Below are 20,905 nucleotides of genomic sequence, written 5' to 3'. Positions count from 1 at the left end.
CACCGTGCTCGCCGATTGTGCGTCGCACGCCACAGCAATTTCCGGGCCAGTCGGCGCCCTCCCTTACAATAGCGGCCTGACACCACGTGACTTCCCGCGAGCCATTCGTGCCACAAACCCAGACCCTGATTCCCGCAGACTTGCTGAAGCAGTCAAAAAAGATACTGTTCATCGCCCATCTTGCGCTGGGCGACTTCACCTATCTGCAGAATTTCTTCAAGGCCTTCGCACAGGCGAACCCGCAGCTGGAAATCCATCTCTGGGTCGATGAAGTGCGCCGCACCAGCGACGCCAAGGCCTGGGAATACCTCCGCAAGTACTCGCTTTACGACTGGGTCGCGGCGTGCCCGTTTTTCAGCAAGGTCTATACGCGCACGTACAGCCCGGAACTCTACGAGGCATCGATCCGCGAGGCACAGCAGGAGCACTACCCGATCGTGGTGTCGCTGGCGACACTGCGCCCGCACCAGTATGCGAACCTCGCGCGCACGATCAGTCCGGACGGTTTCGTGGTCGGCATGACGCGGCCGGCCCGCTTCTATCAGCCGCACCACCTGCTTGCCTACCGCAAGCTCGACGCATCGATTCCGCCTTACAAGGTCGACAGGGCGGCGCCGCAGCATATCAGCGACGTGTACGCCCACTGGTTCCGACAGATCAGCGGGCTGGAAGTCGGCGCGGCGGAGCGCTTCCCGTTTGTCGACATTCCCGCGCAATGGCAACAGTATGCGCAGGGCACGCTGGCGGCCTGGGGATTTGCCCCCCGCCAGGGCAAGCTCGTCTTCATCAATCCGTACGCCAAGACGAAGAAGCGCTGCTGGACGCTGGAACAGGTCGCCGCGCTGATCCAGGGCATGCAGCAGCAGCCGCGCTGGCGCGACAGCTGCTTCATTGTCAATGCCGTGCCGCAGGAGCTGGCGCACGCCCGGGAAGTCATCAGCGGATACGGCCTCGCGCGCACCGAGCTGTTCAGCGCCGAAGACAACTTCTTCCAGCTGCCGGCCGTCCTTGCGCAATGCGACCTGATCATCTCGGTGGAAACGGCAGTAATGCACCTGGCCAATGCCGTGCATGTACCGGTCATTGCGCTGATGCGTCAGAAAAATCCGGAGTGGGTGCCGATCGACAGCCAGAACAGCACGGTCATCACCGCCGCGAACCGGCGCGACTGGGTCAAGGCCATTCCTGTCGAACAAGTCATGAAGGTCATCCAATGAACCAGCCCTCGCCCACCAACGCACTCGCCCCGATGACCGGCAGCAACGGCAAGCCCTCGTTCCACATCGCCTTCTGCGTCGATGACAACTATTTCCGCGCGATGGGCGCGACGATTGCGTCGATCATCGACAACAATCCCGGGCAGCATTTCACGTTCCACGTGCTGACGTTCTCGGCGCTGGAAGAAAACCAGCGCCGCCTGAAGCAACTGGAAGCAATGTACCCGGTCAGCACCCAGCTGCATTTGCTCGATCTGGCGTCTTTCACGCAGTTCTCGCATTTCCTCGGGCACTCGCACTATTCGCTGTCGATTTTCACGCGCCTGGTAATCCCCGAGGTCCTGCGCGGCCAGACCGAGCGGGTCCTGTACCTGGACGCCGATATCCTGTGCGTCGGCCGCCTCGACGAAATGGTCGACATGGACATCGGCAACGATATCGCCGTCGTGGTGCCGGACGCGCCCGTCACGCTGCGCCGCCGCGTTGCCGCGCTTGGCCTGGCCCATGCCGAATACTTCAATGGCGGCGTGCTGTTCATCAACATCGAGAAGTGGCTGGCCGAAAACATCACGCCGCAAACCCTGGAAGCCTTGCTCGACACCAGCACCGACATGCGCTTCAACGACCAGGACGCGCTCAATAAAGTGCTCAATGGCCGCGCCAGGTACATCTCGCCCCGCTGGAACTACCTGTACGATCTGATCCACGACCTGAACGTCAACAGCTTTGCGATGCGTCCCGTTGGCAAGGCCGTCTTCATCCATTTTGCGGGCTCGGTCAAGCCGTGGGCCGAGTGGAGCGGCCATGAGGCCCGGGCGCTGTTCCGCAAGTACCTGGCATTGTCACCGTGGCGCGACATGCCGCTCGATCGGGAACCGAGGAATACCAAGGAAATGCGCATGCATTCGCGCTTCATGTTCCGCCAGGGCAAGCCTGTGGAAAGCCTGAAGTGGTATTTGCGGTATTTGCGCAAGCGGGCGCGACGGTAATGCCCGGACGGCATGACACCACCCTGCTCTCACATCGAAGATAAATGGCAATCCGAAGCACCCACATACTGGTCAGCCGCACCGACAATATCGGCGACATAGTACTGACTTTGCCGATGGTCGCTCGACTGAGGCAATTGAACCCCAAAGCGAAGATCAGCTTCCTTTGCCGCGCCTATGCGGCGCCGCTGGTCCGCTTCTGCACCGATATTGACGAAGTCATCGAACTGGAAAGCATTGCCGATGCGCCGGCCGACTTTCTGAAGAAGTCGGGGATCGATACCGTGATCCTGGCGCAGCCGGATCGCAAGCTGGCGCTGGCCGCCTTTCGCGCCGGAATCCGTCACCGTATCGGCAATGCCCGCCAGAAGCTCTATCTCCTGTTCTATTGCAACCGGAGGGTGCGTTTCAGCAAGAGAACCACGGAAGATCACGAGGCACAGATCAACTTTCGTTTCCTGAGCCCGTATGGAAGCCGCGGCATTCCCTCCCGCGAGGAAATCCCCGACCTGTATCACTTCGATATCCCGGCGGACGAACGCATTACGAAAATGCAGGCCCCCTATGCGTTCAATCTGGTTCTCCACACCAAGTCGAACGGTCACGGCCGCGAATGGCCGATCGAATACTACGCTGCGCTCGCGAAGCTGCTGTCAGTGAGGGAAGATGTCCATCTTTGGCTGACGGGTAGCGCCAAGGAAGGAGAATGGCTGAAGGCCAATGGCAGCGCACTGCTGTCAATGCCGAACGTCACGAGCCTGTGCGGCACGCAGACGCTCGGCGAGCTGACAACTTTTGTCCGGCAGGCAGATGGCCTGATTGCGAGCGGCACCGGACCGCTGCACCTGTCGGCGGCAATTGGCCAGCGCACACTGGGACTGTTCCCGCCCACGCGTCCGATGCATCCGGGCAGGTGGGCAGCGCTGGGCAGAAGGGCTCAGAACCTGGTCGAGGATAGGAGTTGCTCCGACTGCGCGAAGCTGGAGACAGTGACTTGCGATTGCATGTACCGGCTCAGTCCGGAAGCCGTCCACGGGATTGTCCAGGACTGGATTCGGGACAAGGCCACGACATAGGCTAACGCATCAGCATTCTGCGACCGGCAAGACCAGCCGCAGAATGCTTCGATGTACGGAAACTGCTTGCACATCGCCCGGCACAGGCACGTTACCTCGCTGGCGTCGATGCCGCACTTCAGGCGGGGAATACCCCGGTGGACAGATACCGGTCACCCCGGTCGCAGACTACGAAAACGATCGTCGCGTTTTTCACCTCTTCTGCAACGCGCAGGGCAACGCACAGGGCGCCGGCAGCCGAGATACCGCAAAAGATGCCTTCCTCGCTCGCCATCCTCCGCGCCATATGCTCGGCATCGGCCTGACTGACAGGCTCGGTGCGATCCACATACTTCGAGTCGTAGATCTTCGGCAGATAGGCTTCCGGCCATTTGCGAATGCCAGGGATACGCGAACCTTCCGCTGGCTGCGCGCCGATGATCTCGATGGCAGGATTCTGCTCTTTGAGGTAACGCGAGACACCCGTAATGGTGCCGGTCGTACCCATGGCCGAAACGAAATGCGTGATCCGGCCCTCCGTATCGCGCCAGATCTCCGGACCGGTCGTTTCGTAGTGGGCCAGCGGATTATCCGGATTGGCAAACTGGTCCAGGATGACGCCCTTGCCATCGCGTTCCATGGCATCCGCCAGGTCGCGCGCATACTCCATGCCCCCTTTCACCGGGGTCAGGATGATCTCGGCGCCATAGGCGGCCATGCTCTGGCGGCGCTCCAGGCTGAGGTCTTCCGGCATGATCAGCACCATCTTGTAGCCGCGAATTGCCGCAGCCATGGCGAGCGCGATGCCCGTGTTGCCGGACGTGGCTTCGATCAGCGTGTCGCCGGGCTTGATGCGGCCACGCGCCTCCGCGCGGGCGATCATCGACACGGCCGGGCGATCCTTGACCGACCCGGCCGGGTTGTTGCCCTCTAGCTTGCCCAGAATGACGTTGCCGCGTGCGTCGTTGGCGGCACCGGGAATGCGCTGCAGTCTGACCAGCGGCGTATTGCCGATGGTGTCTTCGATTGTCTTGTAGGCCATGGTGCGGGGTGGAAATTGTCCCGCACATTGTAAACCAGGCCCTCGCCCCGCGCCGGCGGCGGCCGGTTAGGCCCACTGCCGGTATGGACGTGCTGGCTTACTCCTCTTTATTGCCCTCGCCCAGCAGGTGATAGAGCAGGATGCAGCCGAAGGTTGCGGTACCGATACCGCCCAGGGTCATGCCACCGAGCTTCAGCGTCAGGTCTCCGGCGGCCACGGTCAAGGTAGCGCCCACCGTGATGAGGTTGCGCGAACTGGAGAAGTCCACATGATTCTGGACCCAGATACGGCCTGCCGTAGCGGCAATCAGGCCGAACACCACGATGGTCAGTCCGCCGATGACCGGGCCCGGAATGGTCAGGATCAGCGCACCGAACTTCGGCGAGAATCCGAGCAAGATGGCGACCGCCGCGGCGACGACAAAGATCAGCGTCGAATAGATCTTGGTGACCGCCATCACCCCCATGTTTTCGGCATACGTGGTGACGCCCGTGCCGCCGCCGCTGGCCGACAGCATGGTCGCGACACCGTCGCCAATGAAGGCGCGGCCAATGTACGGGTCAAGGTTGCGTCCCGTCATCACCCCGATGGCCTTGATGTGCCCCAGGTTCTCCGCCACCAGCACGATGGCCACCGGTGCGATCAGCAGCATGGCGCTGGCTTCGAACACCGGTGAGGTGAACGACGGCAGGCCAAACCAGCTCGCCGCCGCCACGCCCGCGAAATCGATCGGCTTGCCCAGCCCCATCAGATTCGCGCCGGCATAGTAGATCAGGTAGCCGAACAGGCCGCCGATCAGCACCGGAAGACGCCCGATCATGCCCGGCGCGCGAACTGCCACGAGCCCGACTGCCAGCACGGTGAGAAGGCCTACCCAGGTGTCGAACGACGAGCCGCTCACAGCCTTCACTGCCACGGGTGCCAGGTTCAGGCCGATGGCCGCGACGATCGCGCCGGTGACTACCGGCGGCATCAGCTTTTCCACCCAGCCATAGCCCACCGCTTGCACGATCAGGCCAATCACCGTGTACAGCGCGCCCGCGGCAATGATGCCACCCAGCGCTACCGGGATATTGGCATTGGGCCCGCTTCCGGCGTAGCCCGTGGCTGCGATCACGACGGCGATGAACGCGAAGCTGGAGCCGAGATAGCTGGGCACGCGGCCGCGCACGCACAGGAAAAAGATCAGCGTGCCGATACCGGAGAAAAGGATGGCAATGTTCGGGTTGAATCCCATCAGGATCGGTGCGATCGCCGTGGAACCGAACATCGCCACCACATGCTGGATGCCGGCGAGCAGCGTCTGCCCCGCAGGCAGGCGCTCGTCCGGACCGATGACCCCTTCCGTCTTCAACCGCCACTTCGGCAGGAACCCTGCGTCCTCGCCATTCGTCATTGTTATGCTCCCTGTCGTTCTGCCCGGCTCTCCTTGCCCACGGGAAAGGGCGAGGCCCGGCCTGGTTTTACTGGTTGTGCGCGGCCAACGGAATGACCATGGCCGGTGCTGGCTGCCGCATGATACTCCGCTGCCGTCGGCAAGCGAAGGACAGTGCGCCTGAGTAGCACAAGCCATACCAACGGCACAACATGGAACCTGGCAGATCGGACTGGATGGCATAGGACCATAGCGCCCCGGTGCCCCCTCGCACCGGGGATGCCACGCAATGTCAGCGCTTGGCGGGGCGCTGGGCAGCCGTCGCGCCGGCGGGGGCCGCGGCCGGCGCGGCCTTGGCACCAATCGTCAGCCCGGCCTCCTGCATGCGGGCCACAGATTTGGTCCCCACGCCGCTGACGCGTTCGGCAAGATCGGCCGCACTCTTGTAGGGCCCATGTTTGGTGCGTTCGTCAATGATGTTCTTGGCGGTTGCAGGCCCGATGCCCTTCACCGAAGTCAGGGCGGATGCGTCGGCCGTGTTGACATCCACAGCGGCCATCGCGGCTCCGGTGAGCGACATCCAGACCGCTGCGGCCACGCAGCCGCGCCTGAGTAATGTCTTGAACATTTGTGAGTTCCTTTTTCCGTTTGCGTTGCCTTGCCGGGATTGGCAAGGTGCGCTCAGGATAGGACCGGCCGCGTGCGCCGGCGCACGCGGCAACAAACGTTCACGTGGATTGCACGGAGATGTTTCCGGACACGAAGGTGCCGCCTGGCGCGTTCAATGGCAGCGGTCGAGCAACCACTGGCAATAGCGCGCCACGCCTTCCTCCATGGGAACAAAGGGCGTGGCATAGCCCGCAGCGCGCAAGCGCGACATATCCGATTGCGTGAAGCTCTGGTACCGGCCGCGCAGCGCATCCGGGAACCGGATGTATTCCAGCAGCCCTTCCTGCACCAGTTCCTCGAGCGCCAGCGGTGGTTTGCCCTCCGCAGCGCGCAGCGTATTGACCACGACACAGGCGACATCGTTAAACGAGCGCGCCTGGCCGGTACCCACATTGAAGATGCCGGATTGACGCGGATGATCCAGGAAGAACAGGTTGATCCTGACCACGTCCTCGATCGAGACGAAATCGTGGCTCTGGCAGCCCGGCCCATGGCCAGCGTGTTCGCCGAACAGCTTGACCGTGCCCTCGGCGCGGAACTGCTCGAATTGCTGCCAGACGATCGAGGCCATCCGGTTCTTGTGAGCCTCGCCCGCGCCATACACGTTGAAATAGCGCAGGCCGACCACCTGCGACAGCGCACCCTCCAGCCTGCCGCGCACGACCTGGTCGAACAGGAACTTGGAGTAGCCGTAGATGCTCAGCGGCCGCTCGCAATCGCGCACTTCGCGGAAGGTCTGCGACTCGCCGTAGACCGCCGCCGACGATGCATAGATGAACTGCGTGTCCTGCGCGAGGCAGGACTCCATCAGCACCTTGCTGTAGCGGTAGTTGTTCTCCATCAGGTAGCGCCCGTCCTGCTCCATCGTGTCGGTGCAAGCCCCGAGATGGAACACCGCGCGCACCCTGTCGAACTCCCCGCGCTCGAAGCGGGACAGGAAGTCGTCCTTGTCGAGGTAGTCGCGAATCTCGCAATCCACCAGGTTGTGGAACTTGTCAGCACGATGGAGATTGTCGACAGCGACAATATGGTCCTCGCCGTGCGCATTCAATCCCTTGACAAGGTTGCTGCCGATGAATCCCGCAGCGCCGGTGACGATGATGGTCATGATCGGTCCGACAGTGAGTTCAACAGAGGCGCCGGAAGACGTACGCGCTCAACCAGCCGAGCCGAACAGCTCCGGATAGCTGACAACAGCGGTACCCAGCTTGCCCACGACGATGCCGCCTGCGCGGTTGGCGAACTGCACCGCCTGCTTCAGCGGCACCCCCGCTGCCAGCATGGTCGCCAGCGTGGCGATCACGGTATCGCCGGCACCAGATACATCATAGACTTCGCGCGCCTGTGCCGAGACATGCAGGACCTCTGCCTCCGTGTACAGGGTCATGCCCTCTTCCGAACGGGTAAGGAGCAACGCTTCGAGCTGCAGGTCCCGACGCAGGTTCTGGGCGCGCGCAGTGAGGTCCTGTTCGCTTTTCCAGGCCCCCACGACCCGGCGGATCTCGGAGCGATTGGGAGTGATCAGCGTGGCACCACGGTACCGCGAATAGTCGTCGCCCTTGGGATCGACCAGGACCATCCGGCCCGCTGCGCGGCCGGCCTCGACCATGCGGCCGACATGCGTCAGCCCGCCCTTGCCATAGTCGGACAGCACCAGCACCTCGTACTGATTCAGGAGCTCCTGGAAACCATCCAGCACGGACAGCAGGACTTCATGCGCGGGTGGATTCTCGAAGTCCACGCGCAACAACTGCTGCTGGTGGGCCAGCACGCGCAGCTTGATCGTCGTGTTGACACTGGCGTCACGGTGCAGGTACGGCTGGACCTTGCACGCGGACAGCAACGATTCGATGGTCCGGCCGGGCTCGTCCTCGCCCACGACGCCGAGCATGCCGACTTGCGCGCCCAGCGCGGCCGAGTTGCGGGCCACGTTGGCCGCGCCGCCCAGGCGCTCGTCACTGCGCTTGATCTGGACGACCGGCACCGGCGCTTCCGGCGAAATACGCTCGACGTCGCCGAACCAGTAGCGGTCCAGCATCATGTCGCCGACCACCAGGATGCGTGCCTGGCGGATCTGATCCTGCGAAATTTGATTCATACCCATGGTTCCTCCGGCATACCGATCCTACTGGGACACGGCCGCCTGCTGATGCGTTCAGCGCTTCGCGCCCGAACGCCCGATCGCGTGGTATTCGAGACCGGCCTGCGCCATGGCTTCCGGCTCGTACAGGTTTCTGCCATCGAAGATCACCGGTGCCTTCAGGCGCCGCTTGATCTGCTCGAAATCCGGGCTGCGGAAGACCTTCCACTCCGTCACGATCACGAGCGCGTCGGCACCGTCCAGCGTCTCCATCTGGCCGGTGTGGAAGCTGATCCTGTCCAGGCCGCCCGGGATGTCGGCGAGATCCGCCTCCAGCACGCGCCTGGCCTCGTCCATGGACACCGGATCGTGCATGCGCAGCGACGCGCCACGCGACACCAGTTCACGTGCGAGCACGCGGGAAGGCGCTTCGCGCATGTCGTCGGTATTGGGCTTGAAGGCCAACCCCCAGAGCGCGAAAGTGCGCCCGCTCAGGTCATCGCCAAAGCGGCGCACCACCTTTTCACCCAACACCAGCTTCTGGGCGCCGTTGACAGCCTCCACGGCCTCCAGCACGCGCATGGGCTTGCCGTGGTCAGCCGCAGTGCGCATCAGCGCCTGCACGTCCTTGGGAAAACAGGAACCGCCGTAGCCAGCGCCGGCATACAGGAAACTGTAGCCGATACGTGGATCTGATCCGATCCCCATGCGTACCAGCTCGATATCGGCACCGACCTCGTCGGCAAGATTGGCCAGCTCGTTCATGAACGAAATACGGGTGGCCAGCATGGAATTGGCCGCGTACTTGGTGAACTCGGCCGAGCGCACGTCCATGTAGAAGGTGCGCTCGTGGTTGCGGTTGAACGGTGCATAGAGCTGGCGCATGGTGGCCTGCGCGTGGCGCCCGGCGGCATCGGCGCCGCAGCCAAGCACGATGCGGTCAGGACGCATGAAGTCTTCCACCGCAGCACCTTCCTTGAGGAATTCCGGGTTCGACACCACGGAATACTGCAGGTCTTCCAGGCCGCGCGCGGCAAGCTCCTCTCGAATCACTGCCGAGACGCGGTCGCCCGTGCCCACCGGCACGGTGGACTTGTCCACCACGACCTTGAAGCCAGTCATGTGGCGGCCGATATTGCGTGCCGCTGCGAGCACATACCTGAGATCGGCGGAGCCGTCTTCGTCAGGAGGCGTCCCCACTGCGATGAACTGTACGTCGGCATGCTCGACGCTGGCTGCGACGTCGGTCGAGAAAGTCAGCCGCCCCGCGGCACGGTTGCGCTGGATGATCTCCTGCAAGCCCGGCTCGTAGATCGGCACGCCGCCGGCGTTGAGCAGGGCAATCTTCTTCTCGTCGACGTCGAGGCAGAACACGTCGTTGCCGAGTTCGGCCAGGCACGCGCCGGTGACAAGGCCGACATAGCCACTGCCAATAATGGTGACTTTCATAGCATGTACTTGAAATGGTTTCGCATGGTGGCGTGATCAGCCGAGTGCTTCCGATCGCCGGGGCGCATAGGTCTCCCAGCGGTTGCAGCCGGGACACTGCCAGTAAAAGAGGCGCGCGCGAAAGCCGCATTCGCGGCAGGTGTAGCGGGCCAGGTTACGCGTACGCAACTGCAGCAGGTCACGGATCGCCGTGGTTTCCTTTGCCTTGTCGCTGTCAGCGGACTCGTCGGTGCCGGCCAGAGTTTCGCCTCCGTTGCCCGCAACCGCGTCGGCCGGCACCATGCCGGCAGCCTGGGCCTCGAAATATTTGGTCAGCGCAAGCAGCGTCGGCTGGCGGCGCAGTTGCTCGCGCATGAGCCGCGTCGCCGCTTCAGGCCCGTTCAATTCCAGCTCGGTCTTGAATGCAACGTCGAGCAGTTCGGGCGCGAGATTGCCCTTGAGCAGGCCCCGCAGCCAGTCCAGCGCGACGCCTTGTTCCCCGAGCCCGGCATAGGCTTTCACCACGCGCTCGGCCACCAGCGGCAGGAACGAGGCATCCTGCCGCTCGATGCCAAGCCAGTGCCCCAGCGCTGCGCGGGCATCGCCGGCGGCAAAAGCCACGTCGCCCAGCAGGATCGGGGCGCGCACATTGGCGGGGTTCTCCTCGACGGCCTGGTGCAGCCATTTGACGGCGTCTTCCGGGCGCTTGCGTTGCAGCGCATCCTGCGCGAGTTCGCAGCAGAACTGGGCAATCTGAAGGCTGTAGTCTTTTTTATCGAGAGCCTGCAGTTCGCGGGCAGCATCGATGGCCTTCTGCCACTCCTTCTCCACTTCATAGAGTTCGAGCAGCACGCGCTTGGCCGAGGCCGCATACGGGCCGGACATCAGTCGGCGCAACGACTCTTCGGCCCGGTCGAGCAGGCCGGCACGCAGGAAATCCTGCCCCAGTTCATACAGGGCGTGCTCGCGCTCCGGCTCGGGCAGGTCCGGGCGTGTGGCCAGGTTCTGGTGCACGCGAATGGCACGCTCGGTTTCACCGCGGCGCCGGAACAGCGCGGCCAGCGCGAAGTGGAGCTCGGTTGTCTCCGGATCCAGCCTGGCCACTTCGATAAAGGCATCGATGGCCTGGTCCGGCTGCTCGTTGAGCAGGAAATTCAAGCCCTTGAAATACGAGCGCGGCAAGGCGCCCTGCTCGCTGATGAGCTGGCGCACATCGAGGCGCGCCGCCATCCATCCAAGGCCAAAGACAAGTGGCAGCGCCAGCAGCCACCAGGTTTCAAACATCATGGATCAGACTTTCGGGCCAACTACGTTGTAAGGAGCACCCTTGCCGTCACGTTCCGCATTGGCGGGCGCCGGCTGTCGGCCGGCATCGCCAAGCGCACGGCGCAGCCGCGCCACCTCCATACGCTGGCGCATCAGGCCTGGCGCAACCGCGGCCAGGGCCGCTACAGCGCCCAGGACAAAGGCCACGAACAGGATCAGGATCAGCGGAGCACGCCAGACGGCGTCGAAGAAAAGCTGCAGGGAAGCGTCCGCGGTATTGCGCAGCGCCAGCACGAACAGCAGCGCGAACAGGACAATGCGGATAATCCAGGCGACGAGTTTCATGCGGTATTGGCAGGCGTGACGTTGCGGGAGCGCAGATGCGCATCGCTGGAGTGCGGCAGACCCCGGCATTGTAGCGGAATCACTTCCAGCAATCGAAAACGGCACGTCCTTGGCGGACTGCCCTAAATGAAAAGCGCCCCGCGTGGGGCGCTTTTTTCATTCGAGACAACACAGTGCCGGCCGACACGCGGCATCAGGAGCGGGCCAGGTTCAGCCCGCTTCCTTCATGCAGCACTGTCGAACTGCCCGGCGCAGCACCCTGGGGGCTCTTGCCGGACGGCGTACCAGCCAGGTGTCCGTTACCCGAGCCGCCCGAAGACGGCGCGATGTTCCGGTCCACCCGTTCGCGCAACTCCTTGCCCGCCTTGAAGTGCGGCACCCGTTTCTCGGGCACCAGCACGCGTTCGCCGGACTTGGGGTTGCGCCCAACGCGCGGCGGACGCCGGTTCAGACCAAAACTGCCGAATCCGCGGATCTCGATGCGATGGCCATCGGCCAGCGCATCGGACATCGCGTCGAGTATCGTTTTCACCGAGATGTCCGCATCCCGCAGCAACAACTGCGGAAAGCGGGCAGCCAGCTTTTCGACAAGCTCCGACTTGGTCATGGGCGTTCGCGCGGGCGTCAGGGCCTGCGATTACTGGTTGTCCTGGCCGAGCTTGGCCTTCAGCAGGGCGCCCAGGTTGGTCGTGCCAGCGGTGCTGGTATCGGCCTGGAACTTCTGCATGGCTTCCTGCTGCTCGGCGCTGTCCTTGGCCTTGATCGACAGGTTGATGTTGCGCGACTTGCGATCGACGTTCACCACCAGTGCCGTGATCTGTTCGCCTTCCTTCAGCACGTTGCGGGCGTCTTCCACGCGGTCAGCGGAGATTTCCGATGCGCGCAGGTAGCCTTCCACGTCGTCAGCCAGCTGGACCACGGCGCCCTTGGCGTCAACGGCCTTGATGGTGCCGGTAACGATCGAGCCCTTGTCGTTGGCCGAGATGAAGTTGTTGAACGGATCGCCCGACAGCTGCTTGATGCCCAGCGAGATGCGTTCCTTGTCGACGTCGATGCCCAGGACCACGGCTTCGACTTCGTCGCCCTTCTTGTACTTGCGCACGGCCTCTTCGCCGGTCTCTTGCCACGACAGGTCGGACAGGTGCACCAGACCGTCGATACCGCCCGGCAGGCCGATGAACACGCCGAAGTCGGTGATCGACTTGATCTGGCCGCTCAGCTTGTCGCCCTTCTTGTGGTTGCGCGAGAAATCGTCCCACGGATTGGCCTTGCACTGCTTCATGCCCAGGCTGATACGACGCTTGTCTTCGTCGATATCCAGGACCATGACTTCCACTTCGTCGCCCAGCTGGACAACCTTCGACGGAGCCACGTTCTTGTTGGTCCAGTCCATTTCGGAGACGTGCACCAGGCCTTCGATGCCGGCTTCGATCTCGACGAACGCGCCGTAGTCGGTCAGGTTGGTCACCTTGCCGAACAGGCGGGTGCCTTGCGGGTAGCGGCGCGAGATGCCGACCCACGGATCTTCGCCCAGCTGCTTCACGCCCAGCGAGACGCGGTTCTTTTCCTGGTCGAACTTGAGGATCTTGGCGGTGATTTCCTGACCAACCGACAGCACTTCGCTCGGGTGGCGGACACGGCGCCAGGCCAGGTCGGTGATGTGCAGCAGGCCGTCGATGCCGCCCAGGTCAACGAACGCACCGTAGTCGGTGATGTTCTTGACGATACCGTTGACGATGGCGCCTTCCTTCAGGGTTTCCATCAGCTTCTGGCGCTCTTCGCCCAGCGTGGCTTCCACCACGGCGCGGCGCGACAGCACAACGTTGTTGCGCTTGCGGTCCAGCTTGATGACCTTGAATTCCAGGGTCTTGCCTTCGTACGGGGTGGTGTCCTTGATCGGACGCACGTCAACCAGCGAGCCCGGCAGGAACGCGCGGATGCCGTTGACCATGACGGTCAGGCCGCCCTTGACCTTGCCGGTCACGGTACCCGAGATGATTTCGCCGTCTTCCAGCGCCTTCTCGAGGTTCAGCCACGATGCCAGGCGTTTGGCCTTGTCGCGGGACAGAATGGTGTCGCCATAGCCGTTCTCGAGCGCATCGATGGCCACGGAGACATAGTCGCCGGCCTGCACTTCGAGTTCGCCCTGGTCGTTCAGGAACTCCTCCACCGGCACGAAAGCCTCGGACTTGAGGCCGGCATTGACGACCACGAAGTTGTGGTCGATGCGCACGACTTCAGCGGAGATCACTTCGCCAGCCTTCATATTGGAGCGGGCGATCGATTCCTCGAACAGTGCGGCAAAGGATTCGTTAGTTTGCAGGTCGGACATAAACGTAAGTAGCAATCCGCGGTACACCGGCCGGCGCGACGATCGCGCTCAGTCTGCCATGTGCAGCGGGGTCAAGTTGAACACTGCCGGCCACGCCTTTCGGCTGGCCGACACCTTGGTGCAGGCAGCGCCCGCCGCTTGGATACGCCTGACGAAGTCAGTATTTGCGCACAGCGGCGAACCACTCCAGCACCTGCGCCACTGCCTGATCCACCGTCATGTCGGAGGTATCGAGCAGTTTCGCATCCTCGGCGGGACGCAGCGGCGCGGCGGCACGGTTTCGATCCCGCGCGTCGCGCGCCTCAAGATCACGCAAAAGGTCTTCGATATTAGCAGAAATTCCCTTATCAATCAATTGTTTATAGCGCCTGCGAGCGCGCGCTTCAACACTTGCCGTCAGGAATACCTTGAGCTGGGCGTCGGGGAAGATCACCGTCCCCATGTCGCGCCCGTCCGCGACCAGGCCGGGGAGCTTGCGGAAATCGCGCTGCAGCTTGGTCAGCGCGTCGCGCACCGGCTGGTGCACGGCAATGGCCGAGGCGCGGTTGCCGATGGCCTCGGCCCGGATCGCCAGGCTCACTTCCTCGCCGGACAGCCAGACGCGGTCCGGGCCGAACTTCACATCGAGGCGGGAAGCGGTTTTTGCAAGGGCATCGACATCCTCGATGTCCACGCCCGAGCGGTCGCTGGCAAGCGCCACCAGGCGATACAGCGCACCGCTGTCGAGCAGGTGGTAGCCGACCGCGTCGGCCACCTTGTGCGCCACAGTGCCTTTGCCCGAGGCGGTTGGACCGTCAATGGTGATGACGTGAACGATAGTCATTGCTGATGATGCCGACAGAAAACTTCGATTGTGAGTTCAATTGAGAATCATTATCATTTGATTCATAGTACTACGACGACGCTGCATTCCTGCGCGATCCCGTTATCCCTCTTCATTCGCGAGGCAATCTACCATGGCCAAGACCCTGACGTTCGGCATCATGCACCTCGGCATCGCCTTCAGCGTGACCTACGCGCTGACCGGCAGCCTGGCCGTCAGCGGCGCGGTCACCTTCATCGAGCCAGCCGTCAATACTGTGGCCCACTACTTCTTCGACCGCTACTGGGAACGACGGGAGCGCCGGCATGAACTGGCACAGGCGAGTGCCCCGGCGCTCAGCGCGTAATGCCGCCAAACACCGCGAAATAGTCTGGGAACGTCTTGGCCACGCAGGCCGGGTCGTTGATCCGGACCGGCAGCGGGCCGAACGCGGCCAGCGAGAAACACATCGCCATGCGATGGTCATCATAGGTGCCAATGCCATCGGCCGGCGTCTGCCACTGTGCCGGTGGCGTCACCTTGAGGTAATCCACACCCTCTTCCACCTGCGCACCGAGCTTGCGCAACTCGGTCGCCATGGCGGTAATGCGATCGGTTTCCTTGACCCGCCAGCTCGCGATATTCGTCAACGTCGTCGTGCCTTCGGCGAACAGCGCGGCCACTGCCAGCGTCATGGCGGCATCGGGAATATGGTTGCAATCCAGTTCGATGCCGTGCAGCCGCCCGTCGTCGCGTTCGGTGCCGCGTACTTCGATCCAATTGTCTCCGGCCATGACGTTGGCGCCCATCCGGTTGAGCGCTTCGGCAAAGCGCACATCGCCCTGGATGCTGCTCATGCCGACACCTTCCACGCGCACGGGACCGCCGCCGATCGCACCCGCGGCGAGGAAGTAGGACGCCGACGACGCGTCACCCTCCACGAAAATCTCGCCCGGCGACCGGTAGACCGCAGCGGCCGGCACAATAAACCGTTCCCAGCCTTGCCGCTCCACGTTGATCCCGAAGCGGGCCAGCAGGTTGAGCGTGATCTCGATGTAGGGCTTGGAGATCAGTTCACCGACCACTTCGATCTCGATCCTGCCGCTAGCCGCCTGCGCCATGGGCAACGTCATCAGCAACGCGGTCAGGAACTGGCTCGACACATCGCCGCGCACGCGGATCGGCGCGTCGATGCGAATCTGCGCAGGCCGGATATGCAGCGGCGGATAGCCTTCATTGCCGAGGTAGCCGATGTCCGCGCCGACCTGGCGCAGGCCATCCACGAGGTCGCCAATGGGACGTTCGTGCATGCGCGGCACGCCCGACAGCTTGTAGTCGCCACCCTGAAGAGCCAGTGCGGCGGTCAACGGGCGAATTGCCGTGCCGGCATTGCCCATGAACAGTTCGGCCGCCTTGAGCGGAAAATTGCCGCCGGAACCGATCACGACATAGTCGCTGCCCTCCTGGCGCCACGCCACGCCGAGGGCCTTCAGCGCCTGCAGCATGACGCGGGTGTCGTCGGAATCGAGCAGGTCGCGCACACGCGTCTCGCCGCCGGCCAGCGCCGCCAGCAGCAGCACGCGGTTGGAAATGCTTTTCGAGCCCGGCAGACGGACAGTGCCCGCGGCGCGGGTAAGGGGGCCAAGCGTCAGGTGTTCCATGGTATTCACGCTAGGGCGCGGATGACGGCCGCGCCGGTTCAGGGTTCAATATTGGCGGCGGCCGCACGGTCCGCGCCCCATTGCAGGCGGATCTTGCTCGCACGCGTAAATATGCGCTCCAGCGCCGCGCCGTCGCCCTTCTCGATCTGCGTCCTGAGATGCGCCAGCACCGACTGGTAGGTATTCAGTTCGCGCAGCAGGGCCTCGCGGTTGGCGACACAGATGTCGCGCCACATTTCCGGAGACGACGCGGCAATACGCGTGAAGTCGCGGAAACCACCACCAGCGAAGGCGAGCTTGAGCGCCGCGTCCTCGGCATTGCCGACCTGCGCCACCAGCGCGTAGGAAAGCACGTGCGGCAGATGACTGACCGCGGCGAACACCGCATCGTGCTGCACGGCGGACATGACGTGGCACTCGGCACCAGCGCTTTCCCACATCGCACGCACCGCGGCAACATCGGCGCGAGAGTTTTCCTGCAGCGGGCACAGCACGGTCTTCTTGCCGGCATAGAGGTCAGCAAGCGCGGCCTCGACGCCATTGAGTTCGCGGCCCGCGATCGGGTGCGCCGGAACGAACTGGGCCACCTTGTCGCCAAGCGCCGTCTTGGCCGCCATGATCACATCGGACTTGGTGCTGCCAGCATCCGTCACGATGGTGCCCGGCCGCAGGTGCGGCTCCAGCGCATGCAGCAAGGCGAAATTCTGCGCCACGGGCGCGCACAGCACGATCAGGCTGGCGTCGCGCGCGGCATCTTCCAGCGAAGCCGCTTCGTCGATGACACCCAGGTCAATCGCCTTCTGCAGCGACGCCGGCGACCGGCCCACGCCCACTACCTTGCCGACAACGCCCGCACGCTTGAGCGCAAGCGCGAGCGAGCCGCCAATCAGGCCGACACCGACAATCACAACACGGGAAAAATGCAAAGCGCTCACAATCTCAGCCCTCGGGGGCGGGCAATACGGGGAATTCGAAAACAGGAATGCATCGTCGTCGCGCGGCTCACTTCAGCGCGCGCTCCAGTGCCGCAATCAATGCGGCATTCTCGTCGGGCAAGCCAATCGTGACACGCAGCCAGCGCGGCAAATCATAGTTGCCCACGGGGCGGACGATCACGCCCTGCCTGAGCAGCGCCAGGTTGACACGTGCACCGGCTTCATCGTCATCGCCAACGCGTACCAGCACGAAATTGCCGGACGATGGTACGGACTCGAGCCCGAGGCGCGAAAACGCGTCGACCAACTGGGCTTTGCCCGCGCGGTTCAGCTCGGCGCTGCGCTGCAGGAATGCCGTGTCTCCCAGCGCAGCCACGGCCGCGGCCTGGGCCACGCTATTGACGTTGAACGGCTGGCGAATGCGATTCAGCAGATCGGTCAGCTCGGGCTGCGCCACGGCATAGCCGATGCGCAGCCCGGCCAGCCCGTATGCCTTGGAGAACGTGCGCGATACCAGCAGGTTAGGGTAGCGGCGCACCCACGCCACCGAATCATATTGCTGCTCATCGTCGAGGTATTCGTTGTACGCCTCGTCCAGCACCACGGCCACGTGGGCGGGCACCTTGGCCAGGAACGCTTCCAGTGCCGCCGCCGGCGCGAAAGTCCCGGTCGGATTGTTCGGGTTGGCGATGAACACCAGCCGGGTATCGGGGGCGATCGCCGCTGCCATGGCTTCGAGGTCATGGCCATAGTCGCGCGCCTTCACCTCGATCGCACGCGCGCCGATTTCCTGGGTCGCGAGCGCGTAGACAGCGAACGAGTATTCGGCGTACACCACCGACTGCCCCGGCGTGACGAGCGCGTGCGCGGCCAGTTCAAGGATGTCGTTGCTGCCGTTTCCCAGCGTGAGCCAGTCCTGCGGCACACCTAGCTTTGTGGAAAGCGCGGCCTTCAGTTCGAAACCGTTCGAATCGGGATAGCGACCCAGTTCGGCAATTGCCGCGGCCACCGCGTGCCTCGCAGATTCCGGCATGCCCAGCGGGTTCTCGTTCGACGCAAGCTTGACGATGCTCGCCTCATCCAGCCCGAACTCCCGCGCGACCTCCGAAATCGGCTTGCCCGCCACGTAGGGCGAAATGGCCCTGACATAGTCCGGACCGAACGGTACCTTGCCGCCCTGCTTGCCTTGCTCTGCCATCTTGTCTCCTTGCCTCGTGCCCACGCTCGTGCTTACTTGCTGGACGGGTACGACCCGAGCACCTTCAGGTACGCGGCATTGCGCCGCAGTGTCTCGATCGCACGCGCCACCGCCGGCTCATGCTGGTGGCCTTCCACGTCCACGTAGAAGTAGTACTCCCACGCGCCGCTGCGCGCCGGGCGCGACTCGAAGCGGCACATCGACACGCCGTTCTCCGCCAGCGGTGCAAGCAGCTGGTAGACGGCGCCCGCCTTGTTGGGCACCGACAGGATCATCGACGTTTGGTCGCTGCCCGACGGCTCGGTCTCGTACCGGCCGATCACGGCAAAGCGCGTGCGGTTGTGCGGATCGTCCTGGATATGGGACCGGATGATGTGCAGGTGATAGCGGTTGGCCGCCGATTCACCGGCAATCGCCGCGACAGCGGGATCTTCGCTCGCCATGCGCGCGGCTTCGGCGTTACTCGATACGGCCTGCCGCTCCAGGTGCGGATAGTTGGCCGTCAGCCAGTGCTGGCACTGCGCCAACGCCTGGGCGTGCGCGCGCACCACCTTGACGCCCTTCATGTCAGGCGAAGCAGCCATCAGATTGTGGTGGACCTTCAGCGCGATCTCGCCGCTGATCTTCAGCGAAGTCTGCAGGAACAGGTCCAGCGTGCGCGACACCGCGCCCTCGGTGGAATTCTCCACGGGAACCACGCCGTACTCGACGGTCCCCGCCTCTACCGCACGGAACACCTCGTCGATGCTCGGGCACGGCACGCCTGTTACCTCGTGTCCGAAGTGGGCATACAGGGCCTGTTCGGAGAAGGTGCCAGCAGGGCCGAGGAAAGCGATCTCAAGCGGCTTCTCCAGTCCGCGGCAAGCCGACATCACTTCGCGCCAGATCGACGCGACGCTCTCGCCCAGCAGCGGCCCCGGGTTGGCAGCCTGCACCTTGCGGATGACCTGCAGCTCGCGCTCGGGGCGGAACACCGGCGCGCCGTACTTCTTCTTCACTTCACCGACATCGAGTGCGAGCTGCGCGCGGCGGTTCAGCATGGCCAGCAGTTCGCGGTCGACGGTATCGATCTGCTCGCGCAGCGGGGCCAGTTCGGCGCCGAGCGCACGCTCCGCCTCGCTCGGAGAAGCACCGCTCTGCTCCGTCTCCTCGCGCGCGGTGTTGTTGTCTTCGCTTGTCATTGCAGGAACCCGTTGGGCCGCTCCCGGCAGGAGGGCCTGAGAATAAAACGATGCCGCGCGCCCCATGGCACGCGGTTGGCCGACGCGGCGCCGTCAGGCGGAGGCGCGTTCGAACTCTCGCATGAAGTCGATCAGGGCATACACGCCTTCGATCGGCATTGCGTTGTAGATGCTGGCGCGCATGCCGCCCACGGACTTGTGGCCCTTGAGTTGCACAAGGCCGTTGGCGCGGGCCTGCTGCAGGAATGCCTCGTTGCGGGTTTCGTCAGCGAGGAAGAACGGCACGTTCATGCGCGAACGGCAGCTCGGATCGATCTCGTTGCGATAGAAATCGCTCTGGTCGAGAAACGTGTACAGCGCGCTGGCCTTGGCGATGTTGCGCTGCTCGATGGCCGCCACGCCGCCCTGGCGCTTGAGCCACTTGAACACCAGCCCCGCAATGTAGATGGCGTAGGTTGGCGGCGTGTTGTACATGGAGTCATGCTCCGCGACCAGGCGCCAGTTGAAAGCGGACGGGCACAGCGGATGGGCGTGGCCCAGCAGGTCCTCTCGCACGATCACGATGGTCACGCCGGCCGGGCCGATGTTCTTTTGCGCGCCGCCATACATCACCTGCACGCGCGACCAGTCGACCGGACGCGACAGGATATGGCTGGAAGCGTCCGCTACAACGATCCGGCCCTTGCCTTGCCCGATGTCCGGGACTTCCTGGAACTCCACGCCACCGATCGTTTCGTTGGTGCAAAGATGCACATATGCCGCGTCATCCGACAGCTTCCAGTCCGACAAGGCCGGAATATCGACGAACTTCCGGTCCGCGCTCGATGCGGCGATGTTGACTTCGCCATAACGCCGGGTTTCCTGCTCGGTCTTGACGGACCAGGCTCCCGTCACCACGAAATCCGCCTTGGGACGCTCGGCATTGCGCAAGCGCATCAGGTTCAGCGGCACGATCGCGTTCTCGCCGATGGCGCCGCCCTGCAGGAACAGGATGCGGAAGTTCCTGGGGATCTGGAGCAATTCCCGCAGGTCTGCGGTTGCCTCGGCCAGAATGCCTTCGAACTCCTTGCTTCGGTGACTCATTTCCATGACCGACACGCCCGTTCCATGCCATGACAGCATCTCCTCGGCAGCCTGTTGCAGCACTTCGGCGGGCAATGCCGCCGGACCCGGCGAGAAGTTGAAGACACGTTCGGCCAATGCGCGCTGCATGCCAGCGAGGGCGGGAGTCTGTGGATCGTTCATGGACTGGAAAAGAAAAATGGCTGCCGGTGTAACCCAAGCAGCCATTATCCCTCAAACCCGTATCCCGTTGGGCGATGCGGGCGGG

Annotated in this window: 20 protein-coding genes; 4 read left to right on the top strand and 16 right to left on the bottom strand. The window is 63.6% G+C overall.

Going from position 1 to position 20,905, the window contains the following annotated elements; all coding sequences use genetic code 11:
- Positions 1–107 precede the first annotated feature (107 nt).
- Genes LDO29_RS01345 through LDO29_RS01335 form a run of 3 tightly spaced genes read left to right on the top strand, consistent with a single transcriptional unit; the run spans position 108 to position 3,282 of the window.
- Positions 108–1,217: a glycosyltransferase family 9 protein gene (locus LDO29_RS01345; RefSeq protein WP_224077996.1), complete on the top strand. Its 1,110-nt coding sequence runs from the start codon at positions 108–110 to the stop codon at positions 1,215–1,217.
- Complete coding sequence (locus tag LDO29_RS01340; RefSeq protein ID WP_224077995.1) at positions 1,214–2,206, top strand: glycosyltransferase family 8 protein; 993 nt, start codon at positions 1,214–1,216, stop codon at positions 2,204–2,206. The genes LDO29_RS01345 and LDO29_RS01340 overlap by 4 nt, the downstream gene beginning before the upstream one ends.
- 44 nt (positions 2,207–2,250) lie before the next feature.
- Positions 2,251–3,282, top strand: coding sequence for a glycosyltransferase family 9 protein (locus tag LDO29_RS01335; RefSeq protein WP_224077994.1), 1,032 nt, complete (start codon positions 2,251–2,253; stop codon positions 3,280–3,282).
- Between the two features lie 118 nt (positions 3,283–3,400).
- Here the strand turns inward: LDO29_RS01335 and cysM are convergent, their stop codons facing one another.
- From cysM to cmk, 11 genes are all read right to left on the bottom strand, one after another.
- The gene (gene cysM / locus LDO29_RS01330) at positions 3,401–4,303 is read right to left on the bottom strand and encodes a cysteine synthase CysM (RefSeq protein ID WP_224077993.1); all 903 of its coding nucleotides are present in this window, start codon (positions 4,301–4,303) and stop codon (positions 3,401–3,403) included.
- A gap of 97 nt (positions 4,304–4,400) precedes the next feature.
- Positions 4,401–5,699, bottom strand: coding sequence for a solute carrier family 23 protein (locus LDO29_RS01325; RefSeq protein WP_224077992.1), 1,299 nt, complete (start codon positions 5,697–5,699; stop codon positions 4,401–4,403).
- 271 nt (positions 5,700–5,970) lie between these two features.
- Positions 5,971–6,306 (bottom strand): ComEA family DNA-binding protein, encoded by a 336-nt coding sequence (locus LDO29_RS01320; protein WP_224077991.1) that lies wholly within the window; start codon positions 6,304–6,306, stop codon positions 5,971–5,973.
- A 153-nt stretch (positions 6,307–6,459) separates the two neighbouring features.
- Entirely contained in the window at positions 6,460–7,455 is a 996-nt protein-coding gene (gene rfaD / locus LDO29_RS01315) for an ADP-glyceromanno-heptose 6-epimerase (protein ID WP_224077990.1), read from the bottom strand.
- Between the two features lie 48 nt (positions 7,456–7,503).
- Positions 7,504–8,451: a D-glycero-beta-D-manno-heptose-7-phosphate kinase gene (gene rfaE1, locus LDO29_RS01310; RefSeq protein ID WP_224077989.1), complete on the bottom strand. Its 948-nt coding sequence runs from the start codon at positions 8,449–8,451 to the stop codon at positions 7,504–7,506.
- 51 nt (positions 8,452–8,502) lie between these two features.
- Positions 8,503–9,876, bottom strand: coding sequence for a UDP-glucose dehydrogenase family protein (locus LDO29_RS01305; RefSeq protein WP_224077988.1), 1,374 nt, complete (start codon positions 9,874–9,876; stop codon positions 8,503–8,505).
- Between the two features lie 36 nt (positions 9,877–9,912).
- On the bottom strand, positions 9,913–11,142 hold the full coding sequence (lapB, locus tag LDO29_RS01300) for a lipopolysaccharide assembly protein LapB (protein WP_224077987.1): 1,230 nt from the start codon (positions 11,140–11,142) through the stop codon (positions 9,913–9,915).
- Positions 11,143–11,145: 3 nt separating this feature from the next.
- Entirely contained in the window at positions 11,146–11,466 is a 321-nt protein-coding gene (locus LDO29_RS01295; RefSeq protein WP_224077986.1) for a lipopolysaccharide assembly protein LapA domain-containing protein, read from the bottom strand.
- Between the two features lie 193 nt (positions 11,467–11,659).
- The gene (locus tag LDO29_RS01290; RefSeq protein ID WP_224077985.1) at positions 11,660–12,073 is read right to left on the bottom strand and encodes an integration host factor subunit beta; all 414 of its coding nucleotides are present in this window, start codon (positions 12,071–12,073) and stop codon (positions 11,660–11,662) included.
- A 30-nt stretch (positions 12,074–12,103) separates the two neighbouring features.
- Positions 12,104–13,798 carry a 30S ribosomal protein S1 gene (rpsA, locus tag LDO29_RS01285; RefSeq protein WP_224077984.1) on the bottom strand — a complete coding sequence of 565 codons (1,695 nt, stop codon included), beginning with the start codon at positions 13,796–13,798 and terminating at the stop codon, positions 12,104–12,106.
- A 157-nt stretch (positions 13,799–13,955) separates the two neighbouring features.
- Positions 13,956–14,621 carry a (d)CMP kinase gene (gene cmk / locus LDO29_RS01280; RefSeq protein WP_224077983.1) on the bottom strand — a complete coding sequence of 222 codons (666 nt, stop codon included), beginning with the start codon at positions 14,619–14,621 and terminating at the stop codon, positions 13,956–13,958.
- 133 nt (positions 14,622–14,754) lie between these two features.
- On the opposite strand from cmk, the gene LDO29_RS01275 reads away from it, so the two are divergent.
- Positions 14,755–14,967: a DUF2061 domain-containing protein gene (locus LDO29_RS01275; protein ID WP_224077982.1), complete on the top strand. Its 213-nt coding sequence runs from the start codon at positions 14,755–14,757 to the stop codon at positions 14,965–14,967.
- Here LDO29_RS01275 and aroA read toward each other — a convergent pair.
- The 5 genes from aroA to serC all read right to left on the bottom strand — a co-directional run bounded on the left by aroA (position 14,957) and on the right by serC (position 20,820).
- The gene (aroA, locus tag LDO29_RS01270; protein WP_224077981.1) at positions 14,957–16,261 is read right to left on the bottom strand and encodes a 3-phosphoshikimate 1-carboxyvinyltransferase; all 1,305 of its coding nucleotides are present in this window, start codon (positions 16,259–16,261) and stop codon (positions 14,957–14,959) included. The genes LDO29_RS01275 and aroA overlap by 11 nt on opposite strands.
- Positions 16,262–16,299: 38 nt before the next feature.
- Positions 16,300–17,196 carry a prephenate dehydrogenase gene (locus LDO29_RS01265; protein WP_224077980.1) on the bottom strand — a complete coding sequence of 299 codons (897 nt, stop codon included), beginning with the start codon at positions 17,194–17,196 and terminating at the stop codon, positions 16,300–16,302.
- A gap of 67 nt (positions 17,197–17,263) precedes the next feature.
- On the bottom strand, positions 17,264–18,394 hold the full coding sequence (gene hisC, locus LDO29_RS01260) for a histidinol-phosphate transaminase (RefSeq protein ID WP_224077979.1): 1,131 nt from the start codon (positions 18,392–18,394) through the stop codon (positions 17,264–17,266).
- Between the two features lie 32 nt (positions 18,395–18,426).
- On the bottom strand, positions 18,427–19,575 hold the full coding sequence (pheA, locus tag LDO29_RS01255) for a prephenate dehydratase (RefSeq protein WP_224077978.1): 1,149 nt from the start codon (positions 19,573–19,575) through the stop codon (positions 18,427–18,429).
- Positions 19,576–19,668: 93 nt separating this feature from the next.
- On the bottom strand, positions 19,669–20,820 hold the full coding sequence (serC, locus tag LDO29_RS01250) for a 3-phosphoserine/phosphohydroxythreonine transaminase (protein ID WP_224077977.1): 1,152 nt from the start codon (positions 20,818–20,820) through the stop codon (positions 19,669–19,671).
- Positions 20,821–20,905 lie beyond the last annotated feature (85 nt).

The sequence above is a fragment of the Cupriavidus laharis genome (genome assembly GCF_914271435.1).
In the GTDB taxonomy this organism is placed as follows: Bacteria; Pseudomonadota; Gammaproteobacteria; order Burkholderiales; family Burkholderiaceae; genus Cupriavidus; species Cupriavidus laharis.
The sequence above is the reverse complement of the archived record's forward strand: the minus strand, read 5'-3'. Positions and strand labels throughout refer to the sequence as shown.